Source organism: Shewanella marisflavi (assembly GCF_002215585.1).
GTDB lineage: Bacteria > Pseudomonadota > Gammaproteobacteria > Enterobacterales > Shewanellaceae > Shewanella > Shewanella marisflavi.
This window is the reverse complement of record NZ_CP022272.1, coordinates 1,881,468-1,895,120: the sequence shown is the minus strand read 5'-3', so window position 1 is coordinate 1,895,120 and position 13,653 is coordinate 1,881,468. Positions and strand designations below refer to the sequence as shown.

Below are 13,653 nucleotides of genomic sequence, written 5' to 3'. Positions count from 1 at the left end.
CCAAGCTCACAGATCATACGTAGGTATCGATACCCACCATCTGAGAGATGGCGTCACGCTGCGCGGCGTGCTGGTGCATAAGATATTGACCTATGGCGCCGCGGCTGGTCTGGGTGTTTTGATCATATTCAAGCTTGGCGCTGAGCCGGTCGCTTAACTCGTTGGCCATCAGAGCGCTACTGCTTCGCTCTGTTGCATCATCGACAAGGTTTGCCCGCGGGCCTGCTTGTGAGGCTGATGACTGACTTGATTGAACAGGTGTAACGTCGATGACATCTGCGCTGGGTCGGGTTGAGCCCACACGAGTTTGCACCGCGATGGCATCGCTAATGGCTGACGCGCTCGAAGAGAGCCCAGGTAACAGACTAGCTGGCGGCAGTTGCATCAATTATCTCCCTTTAGCCTCATAGGATCAGCGCACACATCTTCTTATTTAGCCTATACCAGATCACTCGCGGCCGGGAAGTTTTTTCCAGGTTACGGTATCGCGCAGATAAACAGGTTGCAGCTGATCGACATCTGTCGCCTGTCCGGCTTTCACCGCGGCTTCAGCCAGTGGCAACATATAGCGCGCGATTGGAAACTTAGCTTCCTCAACCAAGGTCATCTCTTGCTTAAGCAGTTCAGGATACGCATCAAAACCTGTGCCGCAGGCCGACACCGACAAGCTCAGATCTAACTGACTCTCAAGCTCAGTTGGCGGGCAAACGCGCTCTTCACCCACCAAGCATGCCAGACCATCTACCGCCTGATATTCGCCCCAATAGATCTCCCCCATGCGCGCATCGATAGCGGTGGCGACTTGCGTAGCCCCTTTCACTTCAATAGCAGCTTGGGCCATGGCTGCCAAGGTCGAGATCCCCACCACCGGCAGGTCTTGTCCCAGGGCCAAACCTTGGGTCATGGAGGTACAGATACGAATACCGGTAAAGCTGCCTGGACCACGACCATAGGCGATCACATCCACCTCACTCAAACCTATACCCGCTTCTTCCAGCACCTCTTGCACCATAGGCAGCAAACGCTGGCTATGCTCCCGGGGCGCGTCGGCCTGACGGGCAAAGATGCTTCCCTGATACGCAAGCGCAACCGAACAAGACTCGGTGCAGGTATCCAGGGCAAGTATGCTCATGGGGGCGGAAATATCGTTAATTTCAGGCATGCAAATCTAACCAAATCAATAGTGGCTGGAGACCAGCATGATCGTTAAAAAACAAGATCACGGGCTAAGCCAACAAATATATAAGATGAATGGCGCCGATTATAGCGTAAAACCCACTAAGGTATAGCCTTAATTCCCGGCCAATGAGCGGATATTCCAGCGAATTTTGCCAGGGGTGACTCGGCGCCTCAAACCACTAAGCAAGCCACTAAGCCTGCCACTAAGCCAGCCACTAAACCGGCGACTTACACCTCAATCAGTCAATCGGCCATTAACTGAAAAAGCCGTTTTCTCTTTTAACTAAACCCTATACCATAGGGCTCATTCTGAGCCAGTTGCCGAGCCTAATTTCGAGGCAATTTTTAGGCCGTCTTTCAAACAGATGGCAATGTTTCACGGGTGCTAGTGCTTAAGGGTTCTAGTGCTTAAGGAGTGCTAGTGCTTAAGGGCGCTTTACCTAATAACCTACAGGCGATGGCACCTAAACCAAGGATCTTTGAATTGCACACTCAGGCACGGACACATTCGACAAGCCAGCCCGCGAGCCAGTTACCATCTCAAGCGATTATGATGGCCCTTGGCTCGGCCATCTTAATGGGCACCATTGGCGCGCTAGCGAGACAGACGGCCCTCGATGCCAGCGTCATCACCTTTTATCGCCTCTTAATTGGCGCCCTCTGCCTGCTGCTTTATATGCTTGTTACAGGTAAAGGCGGGCAAATATGGCACAAACCAAGCAAGCGACATCTTTTAAACGGCGCCCTATTGGCCGGTTTCATGGTGTTCTATGTCCAATCAATCGGCTATATCAATATGGCCAATGCGGTGATGGTGATCTACCTCGCCCCCTTAGTCAGCGCCATCGGCGCCCACTTTTACTTTCACGAACGCCTGCATCAGCAAGCTTTGTTGGCTATTGGCCTGGCTCTTATCGGCGTGATGGCGATCTTGCCAAGTATCGACAGTCTTTCAGGTCAGCCAGAAGAGCTCAAGGGCTATGGTTTTGCCCTGCTGGCCCTGCTGAGTTACAGCGGTTTTATGCTGATTAACCGCCGCCCTGCCAGCGCAAGCCCTTACCAGAGCACGCTGATTCAATTGATCTTTGGTGCCCTCTGTCTACTGCCCTTCGCCCTGCATCAGGCTGTAGTGCCGACGGCTAACCAGTGGTTTTGGCTCGCGCTTATCGGTATCTTCCCCGGATTTCTCGCCATCTTATTCGCCGTAAAAGCCCTCAGACTTCTGCCGGCAGCCACTTTTGGCACCTTGGCCTATATCGAGCCCGTCACTGTGGTCATATTAGGCTGGAGCCTGTTTGCCGAGCATCTATCAATGAGCCAATTAATCGGTTGCGGCCTCATCATCATCGCAGGTCTGCTCCAGACTCGGCAGAGGCCAACCCAACTCACTTCATTTAAAAGGACAGCAAAATGAGTACCCCAATACCTAGGATAGTGATAGTCGGCGGTGGCGCCGGCGGACTCGGTCTGGCCACCCAACTAGGGCAAAAGCTGGGCAAGAAGCAGAAAGCCGAGATCCTGCTGATCGATAAAAACCGCACTCATATCTGGAAGCCGCTGCTCCATGAAGTCGCTACAGGTTCACTCGATGCCGATCTTGACGGTGTGGTCTACTCTGCCCATGCGGTAAAACATGGTTACCAGTTTCAACTGGGCGAACTGACAGATTTGGATCTCGACAACAAACAGTTGATGCTCAGCGCCATCACTAATGATAAGGGAGAAGCCTTGCTACCGGCGCGCCAGCTCCGTTATGACACCCTGGTCTTGGCCGTGGGCAGCGTCAGCAACGACTTTGGTACACCGGGCGTCAAAGAGCACTGCTTCTTTCTCGACTCCCACAATCAGGCAAATCGTTTTCATAATGCCCTGCTCGACAGCTTCACCCGCATGCATCAATCCGAGGAGCAGCAAAAGCTCAATATCGCCATCGTTGGCGGCGGCGCAACCGGCGTGGAACTCTCGGCGGAGCTCTACCATGTCACGGATCTGCTTAAAACCTATGGTCTGAATAAGATGACCGCCGATAGGCTGGCCATCACCTTGATTGAGGCTGGCCCGCGGATCTTGCCAGCCCTGCCGGAGCGTATCGCCGCCTCGGCGACACGGGAACTGACTAAACTTGGCGTGTCTGTGCGGCAAAATACCCGTATCGAACAGGCCAATGCAAAGGGATTTGTCACCTCAGAGGGTGAGCTTATCGAGGCTAACTTGATGCTGTGGGCCGCTGGTGTGAAGGCGCCTGATTTTATCAAGCAAATAGATGGACTTAACCTCAACCGCGCCAATCAGGTGCAGGTCCGCCCGACCTTGCAGGCCCAAGGGCATGAGGATCTCTTTGTTATCGGTGATTGCTGCGCCTGTGAGCAGGCCGATGGCAGCTTCGTGCCGCCCAGGGCACAGTCGGCCCATCAGATGGCCCAGTGTGTCGAGCGCAATATTCTCAATCGGTTCAAAGGGCTCCCCCTTAGCGATTACGAGTATGTCGACCACGGCTCCCTGGTCAATCTGTCACGTTTTAGTACCGTCGGCAGCCTGATGGGCAACCTCACCAAAGACAGCATGTTTGTCGAGGGTAAAATTGCCCGCTTTATGTATATCTCCCTCTATCGCATGCATCAGAAAGCCATTCACGGCCTGCCTAAAACCATGGCGCTCTGGTTGGTAGAGAAGATGATGCGGGTGGTGCGCCCACGCATGAAGCTGCACTAAACAGTGCCTGGCGCTAATCTATGGCTAGTCTTTGGCTAGTCAATCGTTTGAAGAAAGTTCACCGCCCGGTCGAGATCCCGGGTGCGATGCATGGGCGGCAAGGAGTTGATAAAGGCCTGACCATAGGGGCGATTGACGATGCGGTTGTCGCACAAAATCAATACGCCCCTGTCTTTCTCATCGCGAATGAGGCGGCCAACGCCCTGATTGAGCGAAATCACCGCCTGGGGCAGCGCCAAGGCCATAAAGGGATCTTTGCCCTCACGCTGCACCCCATCGGCTCTGGCCTTATAGAGGTTGTCGTCCGGCGACACGAAGGGCAGCTTGTCTATGATAACGCAGCTCAATAGCTTACCGCGCACATCCACGCCCTCCCAGAAGGCACCAGTGCCGAGTAGCACGGCATTGCCCAGTTGGCGGTATTTTTTCAGCAGGGTTTGCTTGCCCGCCTGCCCCTGCACCAACAAGGGATAGTCGACTCTGGTACTTAACATGCTTGCCACCAGATTAAGCATACGGTGGCTGGTAAACAGCATAAAGGTGCGACCCTTGGCCGCGTTAATCGCCTTAACGGCTACCTCTACCAGCTGCTTAGCCGCCCGCTCCTGGCTGGCCACCGCCGCCAGATGGCGCGGCACACAAAACAGCGACTGATGGGCATAATCGAACGGACTGTCGAGGATCGCGGTCTTAGCCGACCCCAGTCCCAGGGAGTTTGTAAACAGTGATAGATCACGGTTGATCTGCAAGGTGGCCGAGGTAAAGATCCAGCTGACATCAGGGCTGAACAGTGACTGGCACTCTTTGGCGACCTTAATGGGCGAGATCCGCAGCGTCAGGTGCTGATAGCCATAATCGACGCTATAGGCACTATTAGGGTTATCGCATTGAATAAACACGGTTAACTTGCTGAGCAGCGCATCGAATTTTTCGACGCCATCGTCAAAGGCCTCGTTACGGCCAAGATAGCCCAGCAGCAAAGTGCGATAGGCGCTTAGCTCAGCCACTAAGGCCCAGGAGGACTGCATCAAAGCTTTGTCACCGAGTAGCATGCGCCAGTCGCTCTGCTCGCTGGCAAACATCTGCTGCTGCCAACTCGATAGCATCACCTGGCAACGACTGCTCATGACGCCGATCTGCGGCGAGTCGGCCATCTCGGTGCGATACAAGTCGCCAAAGCGCTCCAGCAACTTCATCAGGCTCTTGCAGCTCAGCTGCTGACCAAAGTAGGTCACCGCAATATCGGGTAAGAGATGCGCCTCATCGAAGACAACGACATCGCTGTCTGGCAACAGCTCGGCAAAGCCTGTCTCTTTTAAGATACGGTCGGCAAAAAACAGGTGATGGTTTACTACTATGATCTTGGCATCCAACGCCTTGGCGCGGGCCTTGCGGGTAAAGCAGGCCTCATAATGGCCGCAGGCCTTGCCAATACAGGATTCTTTACTGCTCACCACCAAAGGAATGGCGGGGGAATTTTCGGTCACCGAATAGAGACTGCCGATATCACCATCGACGGTTTGCCCGGCCCACTGATTGATACGCAGCAGATCGTCGAGGATCTTACCGTCGTTGACCTCGACACCACCCAGCTGCTTCTCCATCAAGTGCTGACAAAGATAGTTACTGCGCCCCTTAAGCAGCGCCACCTTAGGACGGATCCCCAGGATATTCAGCAATGCGGGCAGATCTTTAAAAAACAGCTGCTCCTGCAGGTTTTTACTGCCGGTACTGACGATGATCTGCTTGCCACTGAGCAGCGCCGGCACCAGATAGGCATAGGTCTTACCCACCCCTGTGCCAGCCTCGACCACCAGGTTCTCTCCCTTTAACAGCGCCTCGCTGACCTGAGTGGCCATCGTTTGCTGTTGGACACGACAACTGTAGCCGCCGATATGACGGCTTAGGCTACCATCTTGGGCAAATACCTGCTGTACGTCCTGAGTCAGTTGCTTGTTCAACGAAGGGATACGCTTTGTAAATTCATTCAGGCATTATGCGTATTTTCGTAACCAGCACAAGCCACAAAATGTTTAGGCATTAGCAGAGATTCTCAGTGCGACGGCATAGGCTTAGTTGAATAATTTTCAACCCACACAAATTAGCGCTTGCATACCCAGGCAAACTTGATTAGTTTAAATACAACTTAGGGCAGACAAGCTGCCAAGCAGATACGCACACAGCGAGAGAAGACAGAACATGACACAGCGTTTGAATACTATCCATCATCACCATCATATGCGGTAGCCTTCGGATGCTTACTGCCGGAGGACTATTTCCTTCTGGCGGTTGATTCAATAGCGATCTAAAACCCCTGGAAGGAATTCCGGGGGTTTTTAGTTTCTAGCTTAAGATTTTGTTTTAAAAAGATTTAAACAATTTTACTGAATCAACAAATGAGGAATCATCCAATGTCAGAGTCAAACCGATTACGCATCGCCATTCAAAAATCCGGCCGCCTGTCAAAAGAATCGCAGAAACTACTCAAGAGCTGCGGTATCAAGTTTAACGTCAACGAACAGCGCCTCATCGCCCACTCTGACAACATGCCTATCGACCTTTTAAGGGTCCGTGACGACGACATTCCTGGCCTGGTGATGGATGGCGTAGTTGACCTTGGCATCATAGGCGAGAACGTGCTCGAAGAGGAACAGATCGAGCGTCAAACCCTGAACAAACCCAGCGAGTGCCTCAAGCTACGCCAGCTGGACTTCGGTGCCTGCCGTCTGTCACTGGCCGTACCGACCGAATTTGCTTACCAGGACGCAGGTTCACTCGAGGGACTGCGCATCGCCACCTCCTACCCTAACCTGCTGCGCCGTTACATGCAGGAGAAAGGGATCAGCTATCGTGACTGTATGCTCAAAGGATCGGTCGAAGTCGCTCCTCGTGCGGGTCTGGCTGACGGCATCTGCGATCTGGTCTCCACCGGCGCGACACTGGAAGCCAATGGTCTGTATGAAACCGAAGTGATCTATCGCTCCATGGCCTGCATCATCCAATCGACTCAGGAGCAGAGCGAGGCCAAACAGGCGCTCATCGATAAAATTCTCTCTCGCATCAACGGTGTGGTACGTGCCAAGGAGAGCAAATATATCCTGCTACACGCCCCAACCGAAACACTGGATCAAATAGTCGCCCTACTGCCCGGCGCCGAGAACCCGACCGTACTGCCACTGAACGATGACACCAACCGCGTAGCGATTCACGCCGTCAGCAGTGAAGACCTCTTCTGGGATACCATGGAGGCCTTAACACAACTGGGTGCCAGCTCGATTCTGGTGATGCCAATCGAAAAGATGATGGGTTGATCTTATGACGACACAAACCGTAATGCAGTGCCTCGACTGGCAGGCACTCGATAACGACGCCAAACGCCAAGCCCTGTCCCGCTCGCCCCTGATTGGCGATACCAATCTTGAGCTGCAGGTCAAGGGGATCATCGATCAGGTGGCAAGTCAGGGCGACACTGCGCTAAAAGCTTTCTCTGAGCAGTTCGATAAGGTGACCCTCGACACCCTGCGCCTTAGCGATGAGGCGATTGAAGCCGCTGCCGCTAAAGTCGATGAGCAGATAAAGGCTGCCATCGAACAGGCCAAGGCGAACATAGAAACCTTTCACCAAGCCCAGGCGTTTAAAGCCATCGATCTTGAGACCCAAGGCGGGGTGCGCTGTGAGCTGCGAAGCGAGCCTATTGAAAAGGTCGGCCTCTATATCCCTGGTGGCAGCGCGCCGCTGATCTCTACCGTGCTAATGCTGGCCCTACCCGCCAAGATAGCCGGTTGTCAGCAGCGGGTATTGGTCAGCCCACCGCCAATCGATGATGCCATCGTCTACGCCGCCAAAACCTGTGGCATTACTGACATCTATCAAATTGGTGGTGCACAGGCGATCGCTGCTCTGGCGCTTGGCACAGAGTCAGTGCCTGCCGTAGATAAGATCTTCGGTCCCGGTAATCGTTATGTTACCGAAGCTAAACGCCTGGTGGCCCAGGACAGTCGCACCGTGGTCAGCATCGACATGCCCGCCGGCCCCTCAGAGGTGTTGGTGATCGCAGACAGCGCCGCGAACCCCGACTTTATCGCCGCCGATCTGCTCTCCCAGGCCGAGCACGGCCCAGATTCTCAGGTGATGCTGGTGACCGACAGCCAAGCATTGGCAGACGCCGTCAACCTAAGCCTTGTTGAGCAGCTGGCCAAGTTACCAAGGGTTGATATTGCCACCCAGGCCCTCAGCGCCAGTCGCACTCTGCTGGTTAAGGATATGGCCCAGGCCGCCGAGGTTTCCAACCTCTATGGCCCTGAACACTTGATCATTCAAACCCACGCCCCACGGCAGATACTTAACAATATTCGCGCCGCCGGCTCTGTGTTTCTCGGCGCCTACACGCCAGAGTCTGTTGGCGATTACGCCAGCGGTACCAACCATGTGCTGCCGACCTATGGCTACAGCCGCGCCGTCTCAAGTTTGTCATTAGCTGATTTTTGTCGCCGCTTCACGGTGCAGGAACTCAGCGCCGAAGGCTTACTGGGCTTAGGCCAATGTGTGATGACACTGGCCAGTGCTGAGCAGCTCGACGCCCACAGAAATGCCATTGCCGTGCGCCTTGCGTCGCTGGCTAGCGAGGAGAAATAAGATGAGTATAAAAAATCTGTCTCTTGCCGAGCGCCTCGCGAGACCCGAGCTGTTGACCCTCGAGCCCTACCAATCGGCCCGCCGCATCGGCGGAGAGGGACAAATTTGGATCAATGCCAACGAGTCGCCTTTTAATAACAGCGACATAGAGGGCTTGAATCGTTACCCAGAGTGCCAGCCACCTGAGCTTATTCAGCGCTACGCAGAGTATGCGGGCGTAAGTAATCAACAGGTGCTCAGCAGTCGCGGCGCCGATGAAGCGATAGAGTTGCTGATCCGCACCTTTTGTATCCCTGGGCGCGACAGTATCGCCTGCTTTGGCCCCACCTATGGCATGTATGCCATCAGTGCCCAGACCTTTAACGTCGGCGTCAAGGCGCTGCGCTTAAACAGTGAATATCAGCTGCCAACAGAGCTTGGCAGTCAGGTCGGCGACGCCAAGCTGGTGTTTATCTGCAATCCCAATAACCCAACCGGCACAGTCATAGCCCCGCAAATAATAGAGACTGTTGTAGCGGCGCTGCCCGAAACTCTGGTGGTCGTCGATGAGGCCTATATCGAGTTTTGTCCCAACTACAGCATGGCAAGTCTGCTCGATAAGTATGACAACCTGGTGGTGCTGCGCACCCTGTCAAAAGCCTTTGCTCTGGCTGGCGCCCGCTGCGGCTTTATGCTGGCAAACCCTAAGGTCATTGAGATGGTGATGCGGGTAATTGCCCCCTACCCAGTGCCGCTGCCGGTCGCCAAACTCGCCATTGACGCACTAAGCGAGCAAGGGATCGCAAAGATGCAAACCCAGGTGGCGCAGCTCAAAGCCAATGGTCAACGACTCGCTAATGCCTTAACCGCCGCCGGCGCGCGCGTCCTGCCCGCCTATGGCAACTTTGTGCTGGCCTACTTTGGTGACCAAGGCAGCTGTCAAGGAAACGAGACTCAGGTCAGTGAGGTACAAGCGCGGCTTAAACAGGCTGGCGTGGTAGCCCGCGCTTACAAAGACCCGGCCCTGGCCGATGCGATCCGCTTTAGCTTTACCAGCGACGCCCAAACCGACACGCTAATCGCCCTACTCGCGCCTGCAGTGTAACCAGAAAAGAATAAATAGCATTTAAGGTAGAACAACGATGAAACAGAAAATCCTCTTTATCGACCGCGATGGCACACTGATCGAAGAGCCGGTTACCGACAAGCAAGTAGACAGCCTGGCCAAGTTGGTGTTTGAACCTCAGGTGATCCCGGCGCTACTCAAGTTGCAAGCTGCAGGCTATCGACTGGTGATGGTCAGTAATCAAGATGGCCTGGGCACCCCCTCATTTCCCAAGGATGATTTCGATGCGCCGCAAGATATGATGATGCAGATCTTCAACAGTCAGGGCGTAAAGTTTGATGAGGTGCTCATCTGCCCGCACTTCGACGACGAAAACTGCAGCTGCCGCAAGCCCAAACTTGGCCTGGTCAAATCCTACCTCACCGAGGGACGGGTCGACTTTACTCAATCGGCAGTCATTGGTGACAGAGAGACAGATCTTGGCCTCGCCGAAGCCATGGGCATAACGGGTATACAGTACAATCGCGAATCCTTGAATTGGGATGCCATTGCCGAACAACTGCTTGGGGGCAACCGCATCGCGACCGTCGTGCGCACCACCAAGGAAACCGATATTAAGGTGACAGTGGATCTCGACAGTCAGCAGAAAAGCGCCATCAATACCGGCATAGGTTTCTTCGACCACATGTTAGATCAAATTGCTACCCACGGTAATTTCAAGATGGATGTGAAGGTCGATGGCGATCTTGAGATAGACGATCATCACAGCGTCGAAGATACGGCGCTGGCCATAGGTGACGCTCTCAGACAGGCGCTGGGCGACAAGCGCGGCATCGCCCGCTTTGGCTTTAACATCCCTATGGATGAAGCCAGCGCCAGTTGTTTACTGGACCTATCAGGTCGCCCCTTCATTAAATTTGAAGGCCAATTTGAGCGCGAGATGGTCGGCGAGATGGCCACCGAAATGGTGCCACACTTCTTCCGCTCCTTCGCCGATGGGCTACGCTGCACCCTGCACCTCTCGACGCAGGGAGACAATGATCATCACAAGGTGGAAAGCCTGTTTAAGGTCCTGGGCCGTACATTGCGCCAAGCGGTGAAGATTGAGGGCGATGCCCTGCCATCCAGTAAAGGGGTGTTATAACCATGGCACAAGATACGACCATCATAGTCGATACCGGCTGCGCTAACTTAAGCTCGGTGCGCTACGCCTTCGAGCGGATTGGCGCCGAGGTGGAAGTCAGTGACGATATCGACAAGATCAAGGCGGCGACTCGAGTGGTACTGCCCGGCGTCGGCACCGCCAAGGCGGCGATGGCGGCACTGAGCGACAAACAGCTGATCGACACCTTAGTGTCGCTCACTCAACCTGTATTGGGCGTCTGTCTTGGCATGCAGATGCTGACGCTAAGCTCACAGGAGCGCGGCGGCTATATTGCCGAAGATGGAAACAACAAGAATAACGAGAATAAGCGTCAAGACTGCCGATGCCTTGGCCTGATCGACACCCATATCGAACAACTCGATGCTAAAGGACTGCCCCTGCCCCATATGGGCTGGAATCAGATAACCCCGAGCGAGCACCCGCTTTTTGAGGGTGTTGCAGCTGGTAGTTATGTCTATTTTGTCCACAGCTACCGCGCGCCCCTTGGCGACTTCACCATCGCCAGCTGTGACTATGGTGAGTCTTTTAGCGCCGCCATCGCCCAAGACAACTTTATGGGGGTGCAGTTCCACCCTGAAAAGAGTGCTGCCGTTGGCGCCACTATCTTGAAGAACTTTATGAAGATGGACAAAAACACCTTTGCTAAGGAGAAGGCCCAATGATCATCCCAGCAATCGATCTTATTGACGGCCAGGTGGTGCGTCTCTATCAGGGCGATTATGCCCAGCAGACCACCTTCGACCACAGTCCCCTGGCGCAGCTGCAATCCTATCAAGCACAGGGTGCGACCTGGCTACACATTGTCGATCTGACCGGCGCCAAAGATCCCGATAAGCGTCAGACTCAGCTGATTGGTGATCTGGTGAACGGATTGGAGGCCAACATTCAGGTTGGCGGCGGTATTCGCAGCGAAGCCCAGGTCAAAGAGCTGTTAGAGCTCGGTGTCAAGCGGGTGGTGATTGGATCTCTGGCCGTGAAACAGCCCGAGTTAGTACAGGGCTGGCTCAAGACCTACGGCAGCGACGCCATCTGTCTGGCGCTGGATGTCAACATCAACGAGGCGGGTGAGAAGATAGTGGCCGTATCGGGTTGGCAAAGCGGCGGCGGTAAGACGCTGGAATCTCTGGTGGCCGCCTTTGCCCCCTATGGTCTTAAGCATGCTCTGGTGACCGACATTAGCCGTGACGGCACACTTCAGGGCAGCAATACCGATTTATATCAAGAGATTGCCCAGCGTTACCCCGATATCGCCTGGCAGGCCTCGGGCGGCATTGCCACCTTAGAAGATGTGGCCGCGGTGCGCGATAGCGGCGCCAGTGGCATCATCATAGGCAAAGCGCTACTGATCAATAACTTTAACGTGAAGGAGGCGATCGCATGCTGGCCAAACGCATAGTCCCCTGTCTGGATGTTCGCGACGGCAAGGTCGTTAAGGGCGTGCAGTTTCGTAACCATGAGGTCGTCGGTGATATCGTGCCACTTGCCGCCAGATACGCCTTAGAGGGCGCCGATGAGCTGGTGTTTTACGACATCACTGCCAGTGCCCACGACAGAGTTGTCGATAAAAGCTGGGTCAGCCGCGTCGCCGAGCAGATAGATATCCCTTTCTGCGTCGCCGGTGGCATCAAGAGTATTGAGCAGGCGCGGGAGAAGCTGGCCTTTGGCGCCGATAAGATCTCCATCAACTCACCGGCGCTCAGCGATCCCAGCCTGATCGACCGCCTACAAGATGAGTTTGGCCGCCAATGTATCGTGATAGGCATAGACTCTTACTATGATGCTGACACCAACAGCTACAAGGTCAAACAGTTTACCGGTGACGAAGCCGCCACTAAAGATACCCAATGGTACACCCAGGACTGGGTGGAAGAGGTACAAAAACGCGGCTGCGGCGAAATCGTGCTCAATGTGATGAACCAAGATGGTGTGAGACAAGGCTACGACATCAAGCAGCTCAGCATGGTGCGCGCCATCTGCGACGTACCGCTTATCGCTTCGGGCGGTGCCGGTACCATGGAACACTTTTATGAGGTGTTTGCGGCGGCAAAGGTCGATGCGGCCCTGGCGGCAAGCGTGTTTCATAAAGGCATCATAGACATTCAGGCGCTTAAGCGTTATCTACAAGATAAGGGTATTCAGATGCGCCTGTAGGGGTGCCATCGTGCTCAAGGATTAAAGATGAAAAACTTAGAAGATTTCGACAGTTTAGATTGGGAAAAGCAACAGGGATTAGTGCCCGCCGTGGTGCAGAACCACCTCAGCGGAAAAGTCTTGATGCTGGGTTATATGGACAAGGCCGCACTGGCTCACACCCTGGCAAGCGGCAAAGTTACCTTTTTCAGCCGCAGCAAACAGCGCCTGTGGACTAAGGGCGAGACTTCAGGCAACACCTTAGACTTGGTCGCCATCGACAGCGACTGCGACAACGACAGCCTGCTGGTACAGGTGATCCCCAATGGTCCCACTTGTCACCTCGAACGGGAAAGCTGCTGGCCAGATGGCGAAGCCCACCCCTTTATCGACAACTTGGCGAAACTCATCAAATCCCGCAAGGGGCAAGATGCCAAGAGCAGCTACACGGCTCACCTATTCGAGCGCGGCACAAAACGCATCGCCCAAAAAGTTGGCGAAGAGGGGCTGGAAACAGCTCTGGCCGCAGCCACCCATGACAAAGAGGAATTGGTTAACGAGGCATCAGATCTCCTCTATCACCTCTTGGTACTGCTGGAAGATCAAGACCTCAGCCTTGAAGCGATCACCGCCAATTTACAAGAGCGCCACAGCGCAGCGGGTAAATGAGCCAATAGGTGCATGCAAAACGAGTCACTCAAAAGGGCGCCGGAATAAAGGGCGCCCTTTCTCCAAACGGCTCATTCAATGGTGCAGTGTCCTTGCTTACATTAGCTCAGTGCCATCT

Annotated in this window: 13 protein-coding genes and 1 other annotated feature; of the genes, 10 read left to right on the top strand and 3 right to left on the bottom strand. The window is 54.4% G+C overall.

All coding sequences use genetic code 11. The features are described 5' to 3' along the window. Nucleotides 1–13: 13 nt before the first annotated feature. On the bottom strand, nucleotides 14–385 hold the full coding sequence (locus tag CFF01_RS08260) for a hypothetical protein (protein WP_088904482.1): 372 nt from the start codon (nucleotides 383–385) through the stop codon (nucleotides 14–16). A 63-nt stretch (nucleotides 386–448) separates the two neighbouring features. Further along, nucleotides 449–1,162, bottom strand: a complete 714-nt coding sequence (gene tsaB, locus CFF01_RS08255; RefSeq protein ID WP_088904481.1) for a tRNA (adenosine(37)-N6)-threonylcarbamoyltransferase complex dimerization subunit type 1 TsaB — start codon at nucleotides 1,160–1,162, stop codon at nucleotides 449–451. 438 nt (nucleotides 1,163–1,600) lie between these two features. Here tsaB and CFF01_RS08250 point away from each other — a divergent pair, with 438 nt between their 5' ends. Continuing rightward, nucleotides 1,601–2,593, top strand: coding sequence for a DMT family transporter (locus CFF01_RS08250; protein WP_232479527.1), 993 nt, complete (start codon nucleotides 1,601–1,603; stop codon nucleotides 2,591–2,593). Then, nucleotides 2,590–3,891 (top strand): NAD(P)/FAD-dependent oxidoreductase, encoded by a 1,302-nt coding sequence (locus CFF01_RS08245; RefSeq protein ID WP_088904480.1) that lies wholly within the window; start codon nucleotides 2,590–2,592, stop codon nucleotides 3,889–3,891. Before CFF01_RS08250 ends, CFF01_RS08245 begins: the two co-directional genes overlap by 4 nt. A 35-nt stretch (nucleotides 3,892–3,926) precedes the next feature. On the opposite strand, the gene CFF01_RS08240 is transcribed toward CFF01_RS08245, so the two are convergent. Then, nucleotides 3,927–5,852 (bottom strand): ATP-dependent DNA helicase, encoded by a 1,926-nt coding sequence (locus tag CFF01_RS08240; RefSeq protein ID WP_088904479.1) that lies wholly within the window; start codon nucleotides 5,850–5,852, stop codon nucleotides 3,927–3,929. A 261-nt stretch (nucleotides 5,853–6,113) separates the two neighbouring features. Continuing rightward, nucleotides 6,114–6,234 (top strand) — a sequence feature (His leader region). 68 nt (nucleotides 6,235–6,302) lie between these two features. Here CFF01_RS08240 and hisG point away from each other — a divergent pair. The 8 genes from hisG to hisIE are packed head-to-tail and all read left to right on the top strand — an operon-like array spanning nucleotide 6,303 to nucleotide 13,535. After that, complete coding sequence (gene hisG, locus CFF01_RS08235; protein ID WP_033539254.1) at nucleotides 6,303–7,202, top strand: ATP phosphoribosyltransferase; 900 nt, start codon at nucleotides 6,303–6,305, stop codon at nucleotides 7,200–7,202. 22 nt (nucleotides 7,203–7,224) lie between these two features. Next, entirely contained in the window at nucleotides 7,225–8,526 is a 1,302-nt protein-coding gene (gene hisD, locus CFF01_RS08230; protein WP_088904478.1) for a histidinol dehydrogenase, read from the top strand. A 1-nt stretch (nucleotide 8,527) separates the two neighbouring features. Beyond that, a complete protein-coding gene (hisC, locus tag CFF01_RS08225; protein WP_232479526.1) occupies nucleotides 8,528–9,610 on the top strand; it encodes a histidinol-phosphate transaminase in 1,083 nt (360 codons plus the stop codon). A 37-nt stretch (nucleotides 9,611–9,647) separates the two neighbouring features. After that, nucleotides 9,648–10,715: a bifunctional histidinol-phosphatase/imidazoleglycerol-phosphate dehydratase HisB gene (gene hisB / locus CFF01_RS08220; RefSeq protein ID WP_088904476.1), complete on the top strand. Its 1,068-nt coding sequence runs from the start codon at nucleotides 9,648–9,650 to the stop codon at nucleotides 10,713–10,715. A 2-nt stretch (nucleotides 10,716–10,717) separates the two neighbouring features. After that, complete coding sequence (gene hisH / locus CFF01_RS08215; RefSeq protein ID WP_088904475.1) at nucleotides 10,718–11,398, top strand: imidazole glycerol phosphate synthase subunit HisH; 681 nt, start codon at nucleotides 10,718–10,720, stop codon at nucleotides 11,396–11,398. Further along, complete coding sequence (gene hisA / locus CFF01_RS08210) at nucleotides 11,395–12,132, top strand: 1-(5-phosphoribosyl)-5-[(5-phosphoribosylamino)methylideneamino]imidazole-4-carboxamide isomerase (RefSeq protein WP_088904474.1); 738 nt, start codon at nucleotides 11,395–11,397, stop codon at nucleotides 12,130–12,132. The genes hisH and hisA overlap by 4 nt, the downstream gene beginning before the upstream one ends. Then, nucleotides 12,114–12,887 carry an imidazole glycerol phosphate synthase subunit HisF gene (hisF, locus tag CFF01_RS08205; RefSeq protein WP_088904473.1) on the top strand — a complete coding sequence of 258 codons (774 nt, stop codon included), beginning with the start codon at nucleotides 12,114–12,116 and terminating at the stop codon, nucleotides 12,885–12,887. The genes hisA and hisF overlap by 19 nt, the downstream gene beginning before the upstream one ends. A 27-nt stretch (nucleotides 12,888–12,914) precedes the next feature. Then, complete coding sequence (gene hisIE, locus CFF01_RS08200) at nucleotides 12,915–13,535, top strand: bifunctional phosphoribosyl-AMP cyclohydrolase/phosphoribosyl-ATP diphosphatase HisIE (RefSeq protein WP_088904472.1); 621 nt, start codon at nucleotides 12,915–12,917, stop codon at nucleotides 13,533–13,535. Nucleotides 13,536–13,653: the final 118 nt, after the last annotated feature.

Excerpts from the sequence above, each read along its gene's own strand:
- hisB (WP_088904476.1), top strand. The coding sequence starts at position 9,648 with ATGAAACAGAAAATCCTCTTTATCGACCGCGATGGCACACTGATCGAA.
- tsaB (WP_088904481.1), bottom strand. The coding sequence starts at position 1,162 with ATGCCTGAAATTAACGATATTTCCGCCCCCATGAGCATACTTGCCCTG.
- CFF01_RS08260 (WP_088904482.1), bottom strand. The coding sequence starts at position 385 with ATGCAACTGCCGCCAGCTAGTCTGTTACCTGGGCTCTCTTCGAGCGCG.
- hisIE (WP_088904472.1), top strand. The coding sequence starts at position 12,915 with ATGAAAAACTTAGAAGATTTCGACAGTTTAGATTGGGAAAAGCAACAG.
- hisF (WP_088904473.1), top strand. The coding sequence starts at position 12,114 with ATGCTGGCCAAACGCATAGTCCCCTGTCTGGATGTTCGCGACGGCAAG.
- hisC (WP_232479526.1), top strand. The coding sequence starts at position 8,528 with ATGAGTATAAAAAATCTGTCTCTTGCCGAGCGCCTCGCGAGACCCGAG.
- hisA (WP_088904474.1), top strand. The coding sequence starts at position 11,395 with ATGATCATCCCAGCAATCGATCTTATTGACGGCCAGGTGGTGCGTCTC.
- hisD (WP_088904478.1), top strand. The coding sequence starts at position 7,225 with ATGCAGTGCCTCGACTGGCAGGCACTCGATAACGACGCCAAACGCCAA.
- CFF01_RS08245 (WP_088904480.1), top strand. The coding sequence starts at position 2,590 with ATGAGTACCCCAATACCTAGGATAGTGATAGTCGGCGGTGGCGCCGGC.
- hisH (WP_088904475.1), top strand. The coding sequence starts at position 10,718 with ATGGCACAAGATACGACCATCATAGTCGATACCGGCTGCGCTAACTTA.
- hisG (WP_033539254.1), top strand. The coding sequence starts at position 6,303 with ATGTCAGAGTCAAACCGATTACGCATCGCCATTCAAAAATCCGGCCGC.